Source organism: Type-C symbiont of Plautia stali (genome assembly GCF_059730935.1).
In genome coordinates this window covers 1,633,922-1,652,518 of sequence record NZ_AP035923.1, presented here as the reverse complement: position 1 = coordinate 1,652,518, position 18,597 = coordinate 1,633,922, and the positions used below count along the sequence as shown (strand labels likewise).

Below are 18,597 nucleotides of genomic sequence, written 5' to 3'. Positions count from 1 at the left end.
TGGGAGTTAGTGGAGCTGGTTAATTTCGTCGCCGTACAGCGCATGCAGCAGGCTGTCGGTCAACTGAGCGGGATGGCCGTCAAACAGCACTTTGCCGCGCTGGATGCCGATCACCCGGGTGCAATACTGCTGCACCAGTTCAATCGAGTGCAGGTTGACCATCACGCTGATGCCCTGCTCGCTCACCTGGCGCAGCACATCCATGATGCGTTTGGTATTTTTGGGATCGAGCGACGCCACCGGCTCGTCGGCCAGCAGGATTTTCGGGCGCTGCATCAGCGCGCGGCAGATGGCGACGCGCTGCATCTGGCCGCCGGACAGATTCTCCGCCCGCTGCAGCGCCTGCGGCAGCATGTTCATCCACTGCAGCAGTTCAATCGCCTGCGCACGGTCGGTGTCGGAGAAGATTTTGAAAAAGGATTTCAGCGTTGAGGTCTGGCTGAGCCGGCCCAGCAGCACGTTGGTCAGCACGTCGAGGCGCGGCACCAGGCAGAAGTCCTGAAAGATCATGCCGCACTCGCTGCGCCATTCGCGCATCTGCCGGCTGTTGAGCGTCACCACATCGCGGTCCGCCTCGCCGTGACGCATGCTGAGAATCGCGCCTTCGCTGCTGGCAATGGTGCCGTTCAGCATATGCAGCAGGGTCGATTTGCCTGCGCCCGAGCGGCCGATTACCGCCACCAGCTCGCCCGCATGCAGATCGAAACTGACATCATCCAGCACTCGGTTATCACCGAAGGCTTTGCACAGCCCCTGCACCGACAGCACCTTGTCGCCATGGCGCTGGGCAGGATGTGCATTGTCGACGACGGTTTTGAGTAGTGCCTGTGCCATGTTGCGCTCCATCTCTTCTGAGGTGTTGATTGCCCGTTATTACGGACACTGGCGATGAAGGTCTGATGACAGAACCATGATTAAACGGTGACAGCGTCGCGCAAACCGACAGCAATCTGCTGGGCATCGAACGGTACGCTGACGTTTTCCGGTAACCCATTGTCCAGCAACCAGTTATCCATCTCATGTGACAGGTGCACCAGCCATGCCTGGCGCGGAGCCAGCCGGGCCACGATGTCCAGTGCGCGGGTAACGTCGTTGTGATTACCCACCGCGGCGCGCGGCGCATCGTTACAATCGATCACCAGCTGATCGAGCGGCTGGCCCTGCAGGAAATCGGCGGTGTCCGGCGGCAAACCACAGGTGTCGCACAGCCACGCCAGCCGCGTGCCATGCCAGTCGAAGAGGTAGCCGTAAGTCAGCCGCGAATGCTGCAGTGGCAGCGCCGTCACCTGCAGGGCGCCGAAGCTGTGCGCGACAAAAGGCGTCAGCGCCGGGCGAAACGCCAGCAGGCCGGGATGCTTAAACAGATCGTCGCAGCCCTTTTCATCCGGTGGCGCCCACACCGGAATCGACGCGCCCCGGCCCCAGCGCAGACTGAACAGGCCGGCCACGTGATCCATGTGGAAATGCGTCAGCAGAATGCGGCTCAACTCACCGGGCTGGAAGCGCTGATGCAGATCGGGCAGACCGGCATCGAGCAGGATGCGCTCGCGGCCGGTGTCGATCAGCGCGCTGGTGGCGTGACGCGCATAGCGCGGCTGCAGCCGGGCGCGTTCACAGGCGCGACAGTCGCAGCCAAACAGCGGCGCGGCCTGCACGCCGCCCGTACCGAGAAAGGTCAGATTCATGGCGGATGCTCCAGTAACTGGCGCAGCTGATGGAGCGTGTCGATCAGCGCGCCGTCGTTGTTGAGCGCGTGGCAGTGGGCAGGCAGCGGTTCTGCTGCGCGCGCCAGCCGTCGCTGAATGTCGGCTTCACTTTCGCGCCCGCGCTGGCGCAGCCGTGCCGCCAGTACGGCTGGCGAGACCTGCAGCACCAGCGGCAGCAGCTGCTCGCCGTAGTGCTGGCGCACGACTGGCAGATGCAGACGTGAACCGTTGACCAGCACGTTAAGACCGCGCGCCAGCCAGTGGTCAATCTCCTCGCCGAGCGCGTAGCTCAGGCCGTGTGCGCGCCAGCTGATGGCGAACAGGCCGAGCGCTTCACGCCGACGGAATTCGGCTTCGCTCAGCGCCACGTGGTTTTCACCGCCGGCATCGGCCGGCCGCGTGATATAGCGATGGGCGATCACCAGCTTGTCCGGCGGCGCCTCGCGCAGCGCGTTTAGCAGGCTGTCTTTACCCGAGCCCGAGGGCCCGGTCAGCCAGATGAGGCGCGCCATCAGAACACCAGCCTGCCCTGTGACCAGACGTGGCGAATGTGCACATGACCGTGATCGGTGTGTGCCAGCACCAGATCGGCGCGCAGCCCTTCCGCAATCGTGCCGCGATCGTGCAGGCCAATCGCCTGTGCCGGGTTGCGCGTGACCAGCGCCGCCGCCTGCGGTAGCGTCAGCGCATTACGCTCGTCGGCCACCAGGCGGAATACCGCATCCAGCAGGCTGGCCGGATAGTAATCCGACGAGAGGATGTCCAGCAGGCCGTGGCTGGCCAGCTGCCACGCCGCGACATTGCCGGAGTGCGATCCGCCGCGCACGATGTTGGGCGCGCCCATCAGCACCCGCATACCGCAGTCGCGCGAGGCGCGAGCCGCTTCCAGCGTGGTGGGAAACTCGGCAATGGCGCTGCCCACCGCGTGTGACTCCGCGACATGCGCCGCCGTGGCATCATCGTGGCTGGCAACCGGAATACCGCGCGCCTGGCACAGGCCAGCGATGGCGTTGCGGTTCGGCGTGGAGAATTCGGCAGCCAGCGCCAGCTGTTCGCGCTCAAACTGATCCATCTGCTCATCGTTGAGCTGATATTTGCCCTGATAGTAGGTGCGGTACATCTCCAGCGACGCATACTGGCGCTGGCCGGGTGAATGATCCATCAGTGACACCAGCGACAGCTCCGGGGTGCTCATCAGCGCTTCAAACAGCGGCAGCGTAGTGTGGTGCGGCAGCTCACAGCGCAGGTGCAGCTGGTGGTCGGCGCGGTTGATGCCCTTGCGGTTGCTGTCCTGAATCGCCGTAATCATTTTGCTCAGGTTTTCGAGGCGATGACCGCCGTCGCGCACGTCACCGACGCCGATGGCGTCCAGCACCGTAGTGATGCCGCTGGCGACCATCAGTGCATCGTGACTGCTCATCGCCGAATGCGCCGGCCAGTCGACTTTGGGCCGTGGCGTAAAGAATTTATCGAGATTGTCGGTATGCAGTTCGACCAGCCCCGGCAGCAAAAACGCGTTTCCGCCGTCCAGCGCGCCCGGCTGCTGACTGCCGCTGTCGCTGAAGCTGGCGATCCGGCCACCGCGCATCTCCAGCGATCCGCTGACGACCTCATTTTCCAGCACCAGCCGGACATTATTCACGATCATGCCTGTTCTCCTGTGTGCAGCGGCTGCATGACGTGCAGGCGGTCGGCCACCCGGGCGCGCACCGCTTCGTCATGGAAAATACCTACGATAGCGGCCCCGCGGGCGCGCGCCTGTTCAATCAGCTCCACCACCGCCGCGCTGTTAGCGCTGTCGAGTGACGCTGTGGGTTCATCCAGCAGCAGCACCGGATAGTCAGCGATAAAGCCGCGTGCGATGTTGACGCGCTGCTGTTCCCCGCCGGAGAAGGTCGAGGGGGCCAGCGACCACAGGCGCTGCGGCACGTTAAGACGCGTCAGCAGTTCGCGGGCGCGCTGTTCACAGCGGGCGCGTTCGACGCCGCGCTCCAGCAGCGGCTGCATGACAATCTCCAGCGTCGGTACGCGCGGAATCACGCGCAGAAACTGGCTGACCCAGCCGACGGTGTCACGGCGGATCGCCAGCATCTGACGCGCCGGTGCCTGTGCCAGATCGACCCACTGGCCGTGATGCTGCAGCCAGATGTGACCGCTGTTGGCCTGATAGTTACCGTACAGCGCACGCAGCAGCGTGGATTTACCGCTGCCGGAGCGCCCGTGCAGCACCACGCATTCGCCGGCGGCCACTTCAAGGCTGGCGTGCTGCAGCACCGGCAGCTCGGCGCTGTTCTGGTTGTGCAGCACAAAGGTTTTGCTGAGATTCTCTACGCGCAAAATGGGTTGCATGTTGATGTCCTGATAATGATTCGTGCAGCCGCACGTAACCGTAGCGGCGCGATTTATCGCGCATTTAACAGCAACGCTCGCTGTTCAACTGAGCGCAATAAATTGCGCCGCTACGATTGGTGCACACCTCATGAGTAGTGCGCATTAATGCGCACCGCCAGCGTGTTCTATGCCAGCACCGATGAAACCAGCAGCTGGGTGTACGGATGGTGCGGATCGTCGAGCACCCGGTCGGTGAGCCCGCTCTCCACCACTTTGCCCTGCTTCATTACCAGCAGGCGGTGCGCCAGCAGACGCGCGACGCCCAGATCGTGGGTGACGATAATCACCGCCAGATTCAGTTCGCGTACCAGCGTGCGCAGCAGATCCAGCAGGCGCGCCTGCACCGAGACATCCAGCCCGCCGGTCGGCTCATCCATAAACACCAGCGTCGGCTGCGTCACCAGGTTGCGCGCAATCTGCAGACGCTGCTGCATACCGCCGGAAAAGGTGGTGGGCAGATCGTCGATGCGGTTGGCCGGAATTTCGACGTCCTGCAGCCAGCGCAGCGCCTCGTTGCGGATGTCGCCATAATGCCGCTGTCCAATCGCCATCAGACGCTCACCAATATTGCCGCCCGCCGTCACCTGCGGACGCAGACCATCCAGCGGATGCTGATGCACCACGCCCCACTCGGTGCGCAGTAACCGCCGGCGCTCGCTCTCGCTGAGCTGATACAGATCGCGGCCGTGGTAAAGAATGTTGCCCTGCTGGGGCGTCAGACGTGCCGACAGGCTGCGCAGCAGCGTGGTTTTTCCCGAGCCGGATTCACCGACAATCCCCAGCACTTCTCCGGGATAGAGCGCAAAACTGACGTCTTCAAAACCTTTGCCCGGCGCGTAGAGGTGCGTCAGGTTATTGACCGCGAGCAGCGGCTGTTCACTGTGCATGCTGTTGTTCCTGCTGCTGGTGGCAAAAATCGGTATCGGAGCAGACAAACATGCGCGTACCGGCATCATCCATCACCACTTCGTCGAGATAGCTTTGGCGCGAACCGCACAGCGCACAGGGTTGTGCCCAGCTCTGCACGCTGAACGGGTGATCGTCGAAATCAAGACTTTCCACTTTGGTGTAGGGCGGCAGTGCATAAATGCGTTTTTCACGTCCGGCACCAAACAGCTGCAGTGCCGGCATCATGTGCATCTTCGGGTTGTCGAATTTGGGAATCGGCGACGGATCCATCACGTAGCGATCGTTAACCTTCACCGGATAGGCATAGGTGGTGGCGATATGGCCGTAGCGGGCGATATCTTCATACAGCTTGACCTGCATGATGCCGTACTCCTCCAGCGCGTGCATGGTGCGGGTTTCGGTCTCACGCGGCTCAATAAAGCGCAGCGGCTCCGGGATCGGCACCTGGAAAATCAGCACCTGATCCTCTTCAAGCGGCGTCTCCGGAATGCGGTGCCGCGTCTGGATCAGCGTGGCGTCTTTGGTGGCTTCGGTGGTTGCCGCCCCGCTGACGCGCTGGAAGAAGCGCCGGATAGAGACCGCGTTGGTGGTGTCATCCGCGCCCTGATCGATCACTTTCAGCACGTCGCTGTCGCCAATAATGCTGGCGGTGATCTGAATGCCGCCGGTGCCCCAGCCATACGGCATCGGCATTTCGCGGCCGGCAAACGGCACCTGATAACCAGGGATCGCGACCGCTTTCAGAATGGCGCGGCGGATGGTGCGTTTGGTCTGCTCATCCAGGTAGCCGTTGTTGTAGCCGGTTAATTCACTCATCATTCTGCTCCTGATGCTGTTGGCGCAGCCGCTGCAGCAGCTCCAGCTCCGCCTGGAAATCCACGTAGTGCGGCAGTTTCAGGTGCGAGACAAAGCCGGCGGCTTCGACGTTATCGGCGTGCGACAGCACGAACTCTTCGTCCTGCGCCGGCCCGGCAATGCGCTCCTGATACTCGGGTGCCTGCAGCGCACGGTCCACCAGCGCCATCGCCATCGCCTTACGCTCTGCGCGTCCGAACACCAGACCATAGCCGCGGGTAAAGTGCGGCGCGCTGTCGCCCTGGGTGGTGAAGCCGTTGACCATTTCGCATTCGGTCAACAGGATCTCGCCGATTTCAATCTCAAAACCCAGCTCTTCGGGGCAGATCGACACGCTGAGATAGCCGGTGCGGATTTCACCGGCAAACGGATGGTTGCGGCCATAGCCGCGCTGGGTCGAATAGCCAAGCGCCAGCAGAAACCCCTCGTCGCCGCGCACCAGTTGCTGTAAGCGGGCAGCGCGTGACGCCGGATAACCGGGCGGCTGGCGCGTGATGTCGCACGGCTCGCTGCCGTCATCCTCTTCACGCGCTGCCAGCCCTTCACGCGTCATCATGCTGAATACGTGCGGACAGCGCTGCGCCAGCGCCTGATCGTCACGCGCGGCGGCCGGCGTTTCGCCGTTGGCCAGCAGGGTAAAATCCAGCAGGCGGTGGCTGTAGTCATAGGTCGGGCCCAGCACCTGGCCACCGGGCAGATCTTTGTAAACTGCCGAGATGCGGCGCTCGATGCGCATTTCCGCGGTTTCCAGCGCCATGCTGTCCGCGAGGCGCGGCAGCGTGGTGCGGTAGGCGCGCAGCAGGAAAATCGCCTCGACCAAATCACCACTGGCCTGTTTAATGGCTAAGGCCGCCAGCTGTGTGTCAAAGATGCCGCCTTCGGTCATCACCCGGTCCACCGCCAGCCCCAGCTGTTGCGCCACCTGATCGCAGCCCAGCTCCGCAATGCTGCGATCGCCGCGGCGCAGATCGGCCTGCAGCTGATGGGCGCTGGCAATCGCCTTTTCGCCCCCTTTCACGGCTACATACATCAGCACACCTCCACGTCGGTGGTGCGTGGCAGCGCCATCATCGCTTCACCGCAGGTGAAAATCAGATCCACCCCCTGCGGGAACGGATGCGGGCGCTCACGCAGATAGGTCAGAATGGCGGCCGGCAGCTGCGGCGCGATGGCGCGCGGCTCACGCAGGCCGGGCCCGGAGAGGCGCAGCGTCAGCCCGCCGTTGAGCGACGGCACTTCGACAATCAGCGTGGTGCTCTTCTCAGGGGACAGATTGTCACCGGCGGCGAAGCAGGCGGGATCGGGATTGGCCGCCGCGTGGGTCAGCGCAAACGGGGCATCGCGCTCATCGACAATCGGTACGCCGGTGTGAAAGCGCAGGTTGCTGCGCACGATATCGCTGTCCACGCGGCGATCCAGCCACAGCGCGCTCTCCTGATCGACCAGCGTCAGCAGCACCGCCGTTGCGGCCGGGGAGAGATCGCCCCAGCCCTGCGCCAGCGGCAGCGAGACCATCACGCCCGGCTCGCTCATCGCTTTGAGAATGCGGCGGAAGGCGCGCTGGGCGTCGGCAACCGGATGGTTAAAACTTGCCAGTAATGTCATTCGTTATCTCCGCGAACCAGCGTAAAGAAATCCACTTTGGAGCTGGCGATTTCCCGCGCGCGCAGCTGGCGCTGCTCTTCACGCAGTGCCGCCAGCGGGGCAATAATTTTTTCCTGCAGCAGCGCCTGGGTTTCCGGCTGTTGCAGCAGCGCATCAATCAGCGCGCAGCGTTCGGCATGCGCCTTATCGCGCCCCAGCACATAGCTAAAACCCAGCGTGCCGTCGTGCAGTCTGATCACCGCGCGGGTGACGGTGGCATCGCCCATGACGAAGCGTTTCCCGCTGCCGCCCATGCGCGCCTGCAGACGGGTTAAGCCGGTTTCCGCCGGGCGCAGGCGCTCGAAGGCGGGTGTAAGCTGTAGCGACAGCCAGTGGCTGGCCAGCGCGCTGGCTTCACTGTGCGCCAGCACCGAAAGCCAGTGCTGACGGGCGGTTTGCTGTTTCATTGGTGCTCCAGGGTGAGTTCAATCATGTCGCCACGCGTCAGGCTGACGGAGTACTCCGCCACCTGACCGTCCGGCTGTGTATTCAGGGTGCGCACGCACAGCAGCGGCGCGTGCAGCGTAATCTCCAGCTGTTTGCACTCTTTGGCCTGCGCGCGGCGGGTGCTGATGCGGGTCTGACGGCGGCTCAGCTGCAGGCCGAGTTGCTGCTGCATGAAGTCGTGCAGGGAACCGTGCTGGAACGTCTGCAGCGCCGGCCACCAGCGCAGGTCGGCCAGATAGTGATTGATCACGCACACCGGCACGCCGTTGACGCGGCGCAGAGTGCGTAAATGGATGACGTTAGCGCCCTCCTCCGTGCCCAGCGCCGCCTCCACGTCGCTGCTGGCAGGCCGCAGCACCGCCATCAGCCGTTCACTGGTGGGGTGACTACCCTGCTCCAGCAGGTTCTGGCTAAAGCGCGCCTGGGCATGCAGCGGGTAGTCGTACGGGCGCATCAGCACCAGGATGCCGACGCCATGGCGCCGCTGCAGCAGGCCTTTGTTCACCAGCTCATCCACCGCCCGGCGCAGCGTATGGCGATTGACGGCGTAGTGATCGGCCAGCTGCTGTTCAGACGGCAGATAATCGCCGCAGCGATAGCGCTCCTGCAGCGCCTGCTCCAGCTGGGCGGCAACCGCCTGATAGACAGTGGTCGGATGTCTGGATATCTCCATCACGCTCAATACCTCTTTCGCTTCAGGTTGAGGGGCGCAGCGGAAGAGGCTGCGGAATGGCGACTACAGTGCGGGAGACAGATGACAGTGCCGTGACGGCTTAGTGACGTGCGGATGAATTTGCTTTAAGGCAGCAGGATGGCAGCCAGACAGCGGCCAATTCAATAAAATCCACTTAACTGTTACCTTTGTGACTATGCGCAAAAAAATCGCGTGCAGTTTCACACCTTTAACGCTTCCCTTACCGGATGCAGGCTGCGTAAATTCTGCTAATTTATTCAGTAAGCCCTGCCCGGAGCGCGAAACCTTAAAATGATAAACACCTTCAAACTTTCGCACGGTTTTCGCCGCAATTTTTTGCGCGAAGTGATCCTGCCGCTGGTGGCGATTTTGCTGCTGACTTTTCTCGGTGCCGGTTTCGGCCTGTTCTGGAGCACCTCGGCCACCAACCATGAGGCGCGCGAGCAGCAGCAGCGGATGATCGCTGCCTCGTTCAATCAGAGCCTGAGTGAACATCTGCGCCAGCTGCGCAGCCTGACACGCTGGTCCCCGCTCGCCGATCAACTGGCGCAGCCGCAGCCGGACAGCGACTGGCTGAATCAAAACGTCGGTAGCTGGCTGTACGATATGTTTGATCATCAGCTGATTGTGCTGCTTGACCGCACCAATCAGCCGACCGCCGTGTGGCGCAACGGCCAGCCGGTGGCGGATCTGCGCATCGGGCCGTACCTGCGCGATCTGTTGCAGACGCCACTGGTGCAAAGCAGTGATGAGGTACCCGGTCCGGCCGACCGCGCGGATTTTGTGCGCATCGGCCAGCGTGCGGCAGCGCTGGCGGTGGGCGATATCAGCAGCACGCGCGAGGCCGGGCGCTACCGGCTGGTGAGTATTAAGTTTCTTGATGATGGCTATCTGCGCAACTTGTCTGAACGCAGCCAGCTGCGGCAGCTCTTCTTTAGCGATGGCGTACCGCAGAACGAACACAAAGCGCGCTATCCGCTGACCTCGCGTCAGGGCGATATTGTCGGTTACCTTAGCTGGGATCCGGACAAGCCAGGCGCGCAGATGTTGCGTACTCTCGGTCCCTCCACGCTGATTTCGGTGCTGCTGATCACCCTGCTGTGCCTGTTTATGGTGCGGCGCATCTGGACTTCCTCGCTCGATTTATCGCAGTCGCTGCTGAAGCTCGGGGCCAGCGAGGCGCAGGCGCAGCATCTGGCGTTTCACGATGTGCTGACCGGGCTGCCGAACCGGGCGCTGGTTGAAGATCGGCTGACTCAGGCACTGGCCGCCGCGACGCGTCACGACCAGCGCGTGGCGTTGCTGCTGCTGGATCTGGATCGCTTCAAAATCATTAACGATACCTGGGGCCATCACGCCGGCGATGACCTGATTATCGAGGTGGCGCGCCGCCTGAGTCACCTGGTGCGCGCCAGCGATACCGTCGGGCGTATTGGCGGCGATGAATTTATCATCGTGATGCCGGAGGTTGAGAATATCGGTCAGGTGCAGGCGCTGGCGCAGCGCATCATCGCCGCGCTGGGCGAGCCGTATCAGCTGGTGGGCAACGAACTGTGGGTTGGCGTCAGCATTGGCCTGGCGCTGGCACCCCGCGATGGCATTGACCGGCTGGAGCTGATGCGCAAAGCCGACATAGCGCTGTACGAGGCGAAAAATGGCGGACGCGGTCAGTATCGTCAGTTTGAAAAGGTGATGGATGAATCGCTGCGCACGCGGCAGCAGATAGCGGCGGATCTGCGTCAGGCGCTGGTCACGTACGACGGTCTGGCGGTGTGGTATCAGCCACTGATGGAGATCAGCGGCCAGCAGATTGTCGGACTGGAAGCGCTGCTGCGCTGGCATCATCCGCAGCGCGGCGATGTTTCGCCTGCGGACTTTATCGCCATCGCCGAAGAGACCGGCATGATTATTCCGCTGGGCGAATGGGTGCTGCGCGAGGCCTGCAAAACCGCCCTGAAGTTACCGCAGGTGATTGTGGCGGTGAATGTTTCGCCGGTGCAGTTCCGCGCCAGCGGGTTTGTCGAACGCATGATTGAGATTGTGCAGTCGGAAGGAGCCGATCCGCAGCGGCTGGAGCTGGAAATCACCGAAGGCGTGTTGATTGAGGATGAACACGAAGCGCGCAACAGCATCATCGCGCTGCGCGACGCCGGGTTCCGTATCGCGCTGGATGATTTCGGCACCGGCTATTCGAGCCTCAATTATCTCAGCACCTTTCCGGTCGACAAGATTAAAATCGATCGGTCGTTTACCCAGTCGCTGGGCGTGGCGGAGAACTCCACCGCGATTGTTGAATCCGTGGTACGCCTCGGCCACGCCATGGGCCTGACCGTCACCGCTGAAGGCGTCGAAACCGAGGGCCAGAAAAACGCGCTGGCTGATGCCGGGTGTAATGAGCTGCAGGGATATTTGTTCAGCCGCGCGGTGCCGTTGAGCGAGATTGAGCGGATGGTGTGAGGGGAGTACGGCGTTCAATTTGTTTGTTTTTGTCCTGGTGCGCATAAATGCGCACCCTACAAAATCTTGTACCGTCCTGTGGGTTTGCCATTTACGGCAAACAAACACAATCCCAACCCTGTAGGGGCGCCATTTATGGCGACCTGGTAAAAACCCGCACTCATCTAAAATTATCCTGGTGCGCATAAATGCGTACCCTACAAAACCTTGTACCGTCCTGTAGTTTTGCCAATTACGTCGACCAAACACAATCCCAACCCTGTAGGGGCGCCATTTATGGCGACCTGGTAAAACCCCGCACTCATCTAAAAATAACCCATTCATCGCGCTCTGAATATCTGGAATGCAACTCCCAACGTTCCCCTCTTCTAATGGCTTTACGCAAATAAAAGGAGCACATTCTTTTTGCACAAGGAGGTCATAATGAAAAATCGCAAATATCCCCGCCTGAAGCGTTATAATTATCGTTCGGCAGGCGCCTATTTTTTAACGCTGGTGTGTCATCAGCGTCGCTCCTTATTTGGCGATATACATCATGGCATAATGATAGCCTCGCCTTTAGGGAATATCGTTATCTCCGCCTGGAACGAGGTTCCGCGCCGGACGCGTTTCGCCACGCTTGATACATTTGCGCTGATGCCCAATCACTTCCATGCCATCCTGTGGTTACAGGAACGTAATGAACGCCCCATCAATCAAATAATTAATTTATTCAAAGGCGGCATCACGCGCCAGGTAGGATATAAAATCTGGCAACGCAGCTTCTACGATCGTGTTATCCGCAATGAAAACGAATTACTGCATATACGGCAATATATTATAGATAATGCAAAACAGTGGGAATCAGACCGATTGTATATTTCAGGTGCGCATTAACGCGCACCCTACAGTGAAACAGTAAATATTTAGCCCGGCGTTATCCCGGGCATAAACAGGACGGCGCGCTAACCCTTGCTGTGCAGCAACTGGCTGGCGGTGTCGCTAATCACCTGCGTCATGCCGCGGTCGCCCTTCGCCATTGACGACATAAAAGCTTTGGCCTGCTTAAGCGTGATATGCGGCGGCAGCGGGGCCACTTCCGGATCGGTTTTCACCTCCAGCACTACCGGTCGGGTGGCGCTGAGCGCCTGCTGCCACGCCGCCGCCAGATCCTCCGGCCGGTCGACATAGATGCCCTGCAAACCGAGGCTGTCGGCAAAGCGCGCATACTGCACATCCGGCAGCTGCTGCGAAGCTTCAAAGCGTGGATTGCCTTCCATTACCCGCTGTTCCCAGGTGACCTGATTGAGATCCTGATTATTGAACACGCAGACAATCAGGCGCGGATCGGCCCACTGCTGCCAGTATTTCTGAATGGTGATCAGCTCGGCCAGGTTGTTCATCTGCATCGCCCCGTCGCCCACCAGCGCCACCACTGGCTGAGTGGGAAAGGCAAATTTCGCGGCGATGGCAAACGGAACGGCGGCCCCCATGCAAGCCAGCCCACCCGACAGCGTGGCGCGCTGGCCCTGCTTCACCCGATAATCGCGCGCAAACCAGTTGGCGCAGGAGCCCGAGTCCGAGGTGACAATCGCATCTTCCGGCAGCTGCGGGGACATCTCCCACACCACGCGCTGCGGATTGACCGGGTTGGCGGGCGCCATAGCGCGCTGTTCCATCAACGTCCACCAGTCGCGCACCTGCACCGCAATCGCCTCCTGCCAGTGGCGATCCGCTTTATGGGTCAGTAACGGCAGCAGCGCGCGCAGGGTTTCTGCCGCGTCGCCGTGCAGATTGACCTCGCACGGATAGCGCAGCCCCAGCATCGCCGGATCGATATCGATTTGTACCGCGCGCACTTTACCTTCCGGCGGCAGAAACTCGGTCCACGGAAAACCGCTGCCAATCATCAGTAAAGTGTCGCAATTCTGCATCAGCTCCCACGACGGTTTGGTGCCGAGCAGGCCGATCGAACCGGTGACAAAAGGCGCATCGTCCGGCAGCACGTCTTTGCCCAGCAGCGCTTTGGCCACGCCCGCGCCGAGCACATTGGCAATTTGCACCACTTCAACCGCAGCACCGCGTGCACCGGCACCAATCAGCACCGCGACTTTTTTGCCGGCGTTAAGCACCTCTGCGGCGCGGCGCAAATCCTCGTCGTAGGGCACAATCTTCGGCCGCTGATAGCCCGGGCCGGAATGGGTAAATCCGTGCGCATGCTGCGGTGGCTGCCAGTTCTCATCCTGCAGATCTTTCGGCAGGATGATCACCGCGACGCCGTTTTGCGCTTTGGCAATGCGCACGCCGCGATCGACCAGATGCTGAACCTGCGCCGGCGCCGCTGCTTCCTGCACGAAGTTCGCCACATCGGCGAAGATGCGGTCCAGATTCATCTCCTGCTGGTAGCTGGCGCCGCGCGCAGTGGTTTCTGCCTGGCCGGCAATCGCCAGCACCGGCGCGTGATCCATTTTGGCATCGTACAGGCCGGTCAGCAGATGGGTCGCGCCAGGTCCGCCGGTCGACAGACAGACGCCGAGCTCACCGGTAAATTTGGCGTGACCGGCAGCCATAAAGGCCGCCATCTCTTCATGTCGCACCTGAATAAATTCGATGCCTGCACCGGCTTTATTGGCCCGCTGGATAGCGCCCAGCACGCCGTTGATGCCATCGCCCGGATAGCCATAAATGCGCGTGACGCCCCATGCCTGCAGGCGTTCAACAAAGAAATCGCTGGTTTTCTTGCTCATGACGGGCTCTCCCTTAGACGTTTGCAATAAACGTTAAGGGTAGCCGACGAAATGGAATGTGACAGATAACGCCTGTTCGGCGACGTTCGCCGCGTCTGGCTTAGAAATCGCCGCCGTTACGCTTAGTTAACCCAGCGCAGGCGAGACCAGCGCGAAAGTCTGCGGCCCGTTCGGTGCCGCCCGCCACGGTGCGCCGTGTACCATCGCATAAGGCGCATCGACCTGCGCCAGCCCAAGGTTGAGCAGCCACGCGCCGAGCCGGGCATCGGGCGTGTCCAGCCGGACAAACTGCTGCGTCAGATCCTGCATCAGCTGCGACACCAGCGCCTGCGCCGCCGCAACATCGTCAGCAATCACCGGGCCGATGGTCCAGCCGTGCCCAAAGCGGCGGCGACTGGCAAACCCCTGCAACCTGCCCTGTGCATCCTGCAGCACCACGCTTTGCGCCAGCAGCTGCTGATGCAGACGCGTTCGCCGCAGCCCGTTCGCCAGATAATCCAGTGCGTCGATGGCGGCGGCATCCGCTTCAACGGCCGGCCGCAGCGTCAGGCCATCCGGTACGATTACCGCAGGCTGCTGCGCCAGCGCGCGCGTCTGATGCTGCGCCACGCGATCGCAGGCCTGGAAGCCGAGCTTCTCATACAGCACCTGCCCCATATCGGTGGCGTGCAGCCGCACGTTGCAGCCGGAGAATTTTTCCAGCATTGCCTGCATCACCTGGCGGCCAATACCGCGTCCGCGCGCCTGTTCGCTCACAATCACCAGGCCAATAGTGGCGGCATCCGCTCCCCAGCGCCAGCCAATCGCCCCGCCGAGATAGTCGCCCTGCGCCTCAACCACCACGCCTTCACCCAGGGCAATCAGCTGCTGCCAGTCTTCACGGCGGTGCGCCCAGCCCAGTTGCTGAGTCAGGCGATAACCCGCTTCGGCGTCCGCGAGGGTCATGGCGCGCAATATCGAATTCATTCTGTTCTCCCTGAGAAACATTCTGCCCGCCAGCTTGCCACGTCCGTTTGGGGAAGCAAATAAAAAAGGCCCGCACCGGGCCAGAGAGGAAACTCAGATTTGGAAATCGATGGCGGGTTCGTCGTCGGTTTCGTAAGAGAGCGCCTGCCGTTTGATCTCTTCCAGTGACAGGTTAGCGTTACACAGTTCAAGGAACTGCCAGACGTAGTTGCGCTGGAGCTGGCCGCGCTTCAGTCCGAGCCACACGGTGTTGGCATCAAACAGATGGTGAGCATCGATCTTCACCAGGTCTTCGCCATCGTAAATATCGCACGCCTGATCGGCGAGGATACCGACGCCCAGCCCGAGTTCGACATAGGTTTTCACCACGTCAGAATCCTGCGCGCTGAGCACGATATCCGGGCGGAGGCCAGCAGCCTGGAAGGCGCGGTCCACGCGCGAGCGACCGGTAATCCCCTGACGATAGGTGATCAGCGGATGGCGGCTGAGGCTGGCGAGCGTGACCGGCTGATTCGCCAGCAGCTCGTGATCGTGCGGTACCAGCAGCGAGTGGTGCCAGCTGAACCATGGGAACGCCGCCAGGCTGGTGTTATTCACCAGCTGCTCCGAGGCGATGCCGACATCGGCCTCACCGGCCAGCAGCATGGCGACGATCTCCTGCGGTGAACCCTGATTGAGTTCCAGCCGCACGTTGGGATAGAGCTGGCGAAACGCTTTGATGACGCGCGGCAGGCTATAGCGCGCCTGGGTGTGCGTGGTGGCGATGGTCAGCACGCCACTGGTCTCATTGGTAAACACATCCGCCAGCCGGCGCACTTTGCCGGCCTCATCAAGGATGCGTTCAGCAATGGTCAGCAGCGCTTTGCCCGGTTCGGTCATGCCTAACAGCCGCTTGCCACGACGAATGAAGATTTCCACGCCCAGTTCATCTTCCAGATCGCGAATATGCCGGCTCACCCCCGATTGTGAGGTAAACAACGTATTGGCGACTTCTGTCAGGTTGAATTCGCAACGGGCTGCTTCGCGTATAATTTTAAGTTGCTGGAAATTCACACCCTTTTCTCCTGTTTCCTGCCCCTGTTTCGTCCATGTTATGAAGTTGGTGTGATTGCAACAAATAATAAAAAACGGTGTGTTATGCGGAATAGTAATAAGCGTGAGGTTGGGGATGGGTGCGCTTTGCCGCCCTCACCCCGGCCCTCTCCCATGGGGAGAGGGAGTGGATCGCGCGCAGATGTGGGTAAATGTGAAGCGATTTGCCGCCCTCTCCCATGAGGAGAGAGTGGATCGCGTTAGATTAAGATGGCGCGCCGGGATGGATGGCCGCACCAGACGGTTCCCTCTCCCGCGGGCGGGAGAGGGTTAGGGTGAGGGAAAAAACCTCTCTATCAACCCACTAACATCAGCTCGCGCTCCTCCACCATCGGCTTATTCAGCAGCGACAGCAGGATATTTTTTACCGCCTGCGCCGATGGCGACAGCGGCAGGCGCGCTGAGACATTCAGCGACAGCGGCAGATTAAGCGACGGACTGTTAATGCGTGCCATCCATGCATGCGTTGAACTCACCAGCGCGCGTGCCGCCGATTCCGGCAGTACGGTAACGCCCATGCCGCTCGACACCGCCGCGGTTAAGGTTGAGATCGACTCAATTTCACCGATGATTTTCGCGCTCAGACGACGCAGCGAGAACGCTTCGTCCACGCGTTTGCGCACGGCGCTGTAGTCACGCGGCAGGAACAGGTTCATCTGCGCCACGTCAGCCAGATCCACCGTAGCACCCGGACAGGCCGTCGCCCCTACCAGATATAGCTCCTCTTTCATCAGCGGAATGCTGTTGATGCCGGCAGTCGGCGCGCGATCGTACAGCACGGCCATATCCAGCTGGCCATTCATCACTTTCTCATTGAGTGAAGTGCCGCTGTTCTCGTGCAGATAGACCAGCACATCAGGATATTGCTCGCGCACCGTTTGCAGCAGCGGCATGGTGAGTGAAGAGGCCGCCGTGCCCGGCGCGAGGCCAATCGATACCTGACCATTGAGCGCCTGGCCAGCGTTGATCACCGCTGTCTGCGCCTGTTCGCACTGGCGCAGGATGGTGCGTGCGTGAGCATAAAGAATTTTACCGGCTTCGGTTGGCGTTACGCCGCGCTTGGTGCGGATCAGCAACTGCTGGTCGAGTTCGTTCTCCAGCGTCGCCACCTGTTGGCTGAGTGCAGGTTGTGCGATATGCAGGACTTCTGCTGCCTGCGTCAGGCTGCCGATATCGACGATTTTTACAAAGTATTTCAGTCGTCTTAAGTTCATATTGCCTCCGTCACGGATCCCCGAATGCCCAAATGATGAGTTCTCAGCCTGCTGGCTTGTGACAAAGAAATTGCAATATGCAGGCCAGGTTTGATCTTTACCCGGCGGGCACTGACCAGAATTTTCCTAACGAACGGGAAAATAAGCGTTTCTGATTACCCCGAATGGGTTAATAAGTGCCGCACATGACCCATAACGTTTATCCGCTGGCGATGACGCACCCTGATGGTGCAGCATTTGCGAGGCAGATGTGCAAAAAAGTGATGACTGCGCGTGCTGCTGTGGTGCAAAACGGGCAGAAAATGCACGGATTGCGGGGGCAGAAAGGAGAATAAAGAGAAATTGCGCGGTGGCTATCAGTGGGAAAACTTATTGTGTCTGACGATGCCGGCAGCCCGGCAGCGTGCAATTACCGCCTTCACCCTGCTCCTCTCCCGGAAGAGAGGAGCAGAACGGGTTAGCGTTTTTTGCGGTTGCGGTGCATATCGATTGAAACCGCTGCGACGATGATCATCCCTTTGATGATGTCCTGCACGTAGGCATCGACGCCAACAAAGGTAAAGCCACTTTTGATTAAACCGAGGATCACTGCGCCGATCAGCGTGCCGGTAATCCGCCCGACGCCGCCCATCAGGCTGCTGCCACCGATAACTGCGGCGGCGATGGCGTCGAGTTCATACGCCATGCCCATGCTCGACTGGCCGCTGCTGACGCGTGCCGCCAGCACCACTCCCGCCAGACCCGAGAGCGCCCCGGCGATGGTATACACGATGATCAGGTATTTATTAACGTTGATGCCCGATACTTTGGCGGAGGTCATGTTGCCGCCAATCGCATAGACATATTTGCCGTAGCGGGTGTGTTTGAGTGCGATGTGGAACAGGAAGGCGACCACCAGGAAGATAATCACCGGCATCGCGCCCTGACCGATGGAGGTGAAACCGTCCGACAGGAAGCTGATCGGGTTACCCTGGGTATAATATTGTGCCAGACCGCGCGCCGACACCATCATACCGAGCGTAGCGATAAACGGCGGAATGCCGGTTTTGGTGATGAGCACACCGTTGACCACGCCGCACAGCAGGCCGACGCCGATGCCGGCGACGATCGGGATGGCGGCGGGCAGATTGACCAGTGACGGATACATCGGCGACAGGCTGTCAGACGTCTGCGCCAGGCTGGCGGCAACCACCGCCGTCAGGGCGATAACCGAACCGGACGACAGGTCGATACCGGTAGTAATAATGACCTGGGTGACGCCGACGGCGATAATACCGATGATCGCTACCTGCAGCACAATCAGCACTAAACGGTTGGTGTTGAGCAGAAATGACTGGTCACGCACGTACCAGCCGGCTATTTCAAAAATCAGCGCAATGCCTAACATCACGACAAAGATGCCGGTGTCTTTCGGCAGTTTATGGCGCAGATTGCCGAAGAAAGAACTCTGTTCGGTGGCCTGCGGGGCCGTTACTTTTACGTTACTCATAGGGGTC

The 18,597-nt window shown here is 60.7% G+C and carries 19 protein-coding genes; 3 read left to right on the top strand and 16 right to left on the bottom strand.

The window, feature by feature from the left end:
• Nucleotides 1-6: 6 nt before the first annotated feature.
• The 11 genes from phnC to phnF form a co-directional block, all read right to left on the bottom strand.
• Nucleotides 7-834: a phosphonate ABC transporter ATP-binding protein gene (phnC, locus tag AC6I7J_RS07510; protein ID WP_021509805.1), complete on the bottom strand. Its 828-nt coding sequence runs from the start codon at nt 832-834 to the stop codon at nt 7-9.
• Between the two features lie 80 nt (nt 835-914).
• On the bottom strand, nt 915-1,685 hold the full coding sequence (gene phnP, locus AC6I7J_RS07505; protein WP_498007062.1) for a phosphonate metabolism protein PhnP: 771 nt from the start codon (nt 1,683-1,685) through the stop codon (nt 915-917).
• Entirely contained in the window at nt 1,682-2,218 is a 537-nt protein-coding gene (gene phnN, locus AC6I7J_RS07500; RefSeq protein WP_104188816.1) for a ribose 1,5-bisphosphokinase, read from the bottom strand. The genes phnP and phnN overlap by 4 nt, the downstream gene beginning before the upstream one ends.
• Nucleotides 2,218-3,354 carry an alpha-D-ribose 1-methylphosphonate 5-triphosphate diphosphatase gene (phnM, locus tag AC6I7J_RS07495; RefSeq protein ID WP_021509802.1) on the bottom strand — a complete coding sequence of 379 codons (1,137 nt, stop codon included), beginning with the start codon at nt 3,352-3,354 and terminating at the stop codon, nt 2,218-2,220. Before phnM ends, phnN begins: the two co-directional genes overlap by 1 nt.
• Complete coding sequence (gene phnL / locus AC6I7J_RS07490; protein ID WP_021509801.1) at nt 3,351-4,055, bottom strand: phosphonate C-P lyase system protein PhnL; 705 nt, start codon at nt 4,053-4,055, stop codon at nt 3,351-3,353. The genes phnM and phnL overlap by 4 nt, the downstream gene beginning before the upstream one ends.
• 167 nt (nt 4,056-4,222) lie before the next feature.
• Nucleotides 4,223-4,984: a phosphonate C-P lyase system protein PhnK gene (phnK, locus tag AC6I7J_RS07485; RefSeq protein ID WP_211725429.1), complete on the bottom strand. Its 762-nt coding sequence runs from the start codon at nt 4,982-4,984 to the stop codon at nt 4,223-4,225.
• Nucleotides 4,974-5,822, bottom strand: a complete 849-nt coding sequence (locus tag AC6I7J_RS07480) for an alpha-D-ribose 1-methylphosphonate 5-phosphate C-P-lyase PhnJ (protein WP_498007216.1) — start codon at nt 5,820-5,822, stop codon at nt 4,974-4,976. Before AC6I7J_RS07480 ends, phnK begins: the two co-directional genes overlap by 11 nt.
• Complete coding sequence (locus tag AC6I7J_RS07475; RefSeq protein WP_498007061.1) at nt 5,815-6,891, bottom strand: carbon-phosphorus lyase complex subunit; 1,077 nt, start codon at nt 6,889-6,891, stop codon at nt 5,815-5,817. The genes AC6I7J_RS07480 and AC6I7J_RS07475 overlap by 8 nt, the downstream gene beginning before the upstream one ends.
• Nucleotides 6,891-7,466, bottom strand: coding sequence for a phosphonate C-P lyase system protein PhnH (phnH, locus tag AC6I7J_RS07470; RefSeq protein WP_058771117.1), 576 nt, complete (start codon nt 7,464-7,466; stop codon nt 6,891-6,893). Before phnH ends, AC6I7J_RS07475 begins: the two co-directional genes overlap by 1 nt.
• Nucleotides 7,463-7,912: a phosphonate C-P lyase system protein PhnG gene (gene phnG / locus AC6I7J_RS07465; protein WP_159378474.1), complete on the bottom strand. Its 450-nt coding sequence runs from the start codon at nt 7,910-7,912 to the stop codon at nt 7,463-7,465. The genes phnH and phnG overlap by 4 nt, the downstream gene beginning before the upstream one ends.
• Nucleotides 7,909-8,625 (bottom strand): phosphonate metabolism transcriptional regulator PhnF, encoded by a 717-nt coding sequence (phnF, locus tag AC6I7J_RS07460; RefSeq protein ID WP_498007060.1) that lies wholly within the window; start codon nt 8,623-8,625, stop codon nt 7,909-7,911. Before phnF ends, phnG begins: the two co-directional genes overlap by 4 nt.
• 312 nt (nt 8,626-8,937) lie before the next feature.
• On the opposite strand from phnF, the gene AC6I7J_RS07455 reads away from it, so the two are divergent.
• Together AC6I7J_RS07455 and AC6I7J_RS07450 are read left to right on the top strand one after the other, a co-directional pair.
• Complete coding sequence (locus AC6I7J_RS07455; RefSeq protein WP_222986470.1) at nt 8,938-11,103, top strand: putative bifunctional diguanylate cyclase/phosphodiesterase; 2,166 nt, start codon at nt 8,938-8,940, stop codon at nt 11,101-11,103.
• A 423-nt stretch (nt 11,104-11,526) separates the two neighbouring features.
• Nucleotides 11,527-11,979 carry a transposase gene (locus tag AC6I7J_RS07450; protein ID WP_498007059.1) on the top strand — a complete coding sequence of 151 codons (453 nt, stop codon included), beginning with the start codon at nt 11,527-11,529 and terminating at the stop codon, nt 11,977-11,979.
• A 68-nt stretch (nt 11,980-12,047) separates the two neighbouring features.
• On the opposite strand, the gene AC6I7J_RS07445 is transcribed toward AC6I7J_RS07450, so the two are convergent.
• From AC6I7J_RS07445 to nac, 4 genes are all read right to left on the bottom strand, one after another.
• A complete protein-coding gene (locus AC6I7J_RS07445) occupies nt 12,048-13,829 on the bottom strand; it encodes a thiamine pyrophosphate-requiring protein (RefSeq protein ID WP_166711557.1) in 1,782 nt (593 codons plus the stop codon).
• Nucleotides 13,830-13,955: 126 nt separating this feature from the next.
• Nucleotides 13,956-14,795 carry a GNAT family N-acetyltransferase gene (locus AC6I7J_RS07440; RefSeq protein ID WP_498007058.1) on the bottom strand — a complete coding sequence of 280 codons (840 nt, stop codon included), beginning with the start codon at nt 14,793-14,795 and terminating at the stop codon, nt 13,956-13,958.
• 93 nt (nt 14,796-14,888) lie between these two features.
• The gene (gene cbl, locus AC6I7J_RS07435) at nt 14,889-15,848 is read right to left on the bottom strand and encodes an HTH-type transcriptional regulator Cbl (protein ID WP_021509789.1); all 960 of its coding nucleotides are present in this window, start codon (nt 15,846-15,848) and stop codon (nt 14,889-14,891) included.
• A 335-nt stretch (nt 15,849-16,183) separates the two neighbouring features.
• Nucleotides 16,184-17,101 (bottom strand): nitrogen assimilation transcriptional regulator NAC, encoded by a 918-nt coding sequence (gene nac / locus AC6I7J_RS07430; protein ID WP_058757341.1) that lies wholly within the window; start codon nt 17,099-17,101, stop codon nt 16,184-16,186.
• A gap of 185 nt (nt 17,102-17,286) precedes the next feature.
• Here nac and AC6I7J_RS07425 point away from each other — a divergent pair, with 185 nt between their 5' ends.
• Nucleotides 17,287-17,436 carry a hypothetical protein gene (locus AC6I7J_RS07425; protein ID WP_155519939.1) on the top strand — a complete coding sequence of 50 codons (150 nt, stop codon included), beginning with the start codon at nt 17,287-17,289 and terminating at the stop codon, nt 17,434-17,436.
• 122 nt (nt 17,437-17,558) lie between these two features.
• On the opposite strand, the gene AC6I7J_RS07420 is transcribed toward AC6I7J_RS07425, so the two are convergent.
• On the bottom strand, nt 17,559-18,590 hold the full coding sequence (locus AC6I7J_RS07420; RefSeq protein ID WP_058777949.1) for an ABC transporter permease: 1,032 nt from the start codon (nt 18,588-18,590) through the stop codon (nt 17,559-17,561).
• Nucleotides 18,591-18,597: the final 7 nt, after the last annotated feature.

Excerpts from the sequence above, each read along its gene's own strand:
- AC6I7J_RS07475 (WP_498007061.1), bottom strand. The coding sequence starts at position 6,891 with ATGTATGTAGCCGTGAAAGGGGGCGAAAAGGCGATTGCCAGCGCCCAT.
- phnH (WP_058771117.1), bottom strand. The coding sequence starts at position 7,466 with ATGACATTACTGGCAAGTTTTAACCATCCGGTTGCCGACGCCCAGCGC.
- AC6I7J_RS07445 (WP_166711557.1), bottom strand. The coding sequence starts at position 13,829 with ATGAGCAAGAAAACCAGCGATTTCTTTGTTGAACGCCTGCAGGCATGG.
- phnL (WP_021509801.1), bottom strand. The coding sequence starts at position 4,055 with ATGCAACCCATTTTGCGCGTAGAGAATCTCAGCAAAACCTTTGTGCTG.
- phnC (WP_021509805.1), bottom strand. The coding sequence starts at position 834 with ATGGCACAGGCACTACTCAAAACCGTCGTCGACAATGCACATCCTGCC.
- AC6I7J_RS07455 (WP_222986470.1), top strand. The coding sequence starts at position 8,938 with ATGATAAACACCTTCAAACTTTCGCACGGTTTTCGCCGCAATTTTTTG.
- phnG (WP_159378474.1), bottom strand. The coding sequence starts at position 7,912 with ATGAAACAGCAAACCGCCCGTCAGCACTGGCTTTCGGTGCTGGCGCAC.
- AC6I7J_RS07450 (WP_498007059.1), top strand. The coding sequence starts at position 11,527 with ATGAAAAATCGCAAATATCCCCGCCTGAAGCGTTATAATTATCGTTCG.
- AC6I7J_RS07440 (WP_498007058.1), bottom strand. The coding sequence starts at position 14,795 with ATGAATTCGATATTGCGCGCCATGACCCTCGCGGACGCCGAAGCGGGT.
- phnK (WP_211725429.1), bottom strand. The coding sequence starts at position 4,984 with ATGCACAGTGAACAGCCGCTGCTCGCGGTCAATAACCTGACGCACCTC.
- phnN (WP_104188816.1), bottom strand. The coding sequence starts at position 2,218 with ATGGCGCGCCTCATCTGGCTGACCGGGCCCTCGGGCTCGGGTAAAGAC.
- nac (WP_058757341.1), bottom strand. The coding sequence starts at position 17,101 with ATGAACTTAAGACGACTGAAATACTTTGTAAAAATCGTCGATATCGGC.
- phnF (WP_498007060.1), bottom strand. The coding sequence starts at position 8,625 with ATGGAGATATCCAGACATCCGACCACTGTCTATCAGGCGGTTGCCGCC.
- phnP (WP_498007062.1), bottom strand. The coding sequence starts at position 1,685 with ATGAATCTGACCTTTCTCGGTACGGGCGGCGTGCAGGCCGCGCCGCTG.
- AC6I7J_RS07425 (WP_155519939.1), top strand. The coding sequence starts at position 17,287 with ATGACCCATAACGTTTATCCGCTGGCGATGACGCACCCTGATGGTGCA.
- phnM (WP_021509802.1), bottom strand. The coding sequence starts at position 3,354 with ATGATCGTGAATAATGTCCGGCTGGTGCTGGAAAATGAGGTCGTCAGC.
- AC6I7J_RS07420 (WP_058777949.1), bottom strand. The coding sequence starts at position 18,590 with ATGAGTAACGTAAAAGTAACGGCCCCGCAGGCCACCGAACAGAGTTCT.
- AC6I7J_RS07480 (WP_498007216.1), bottom strand. The coding sequence starts at position 5,822 with ATGAGTGAATTAACCGGCTACAACAACGGCTACCTGGATGAGCAGACC.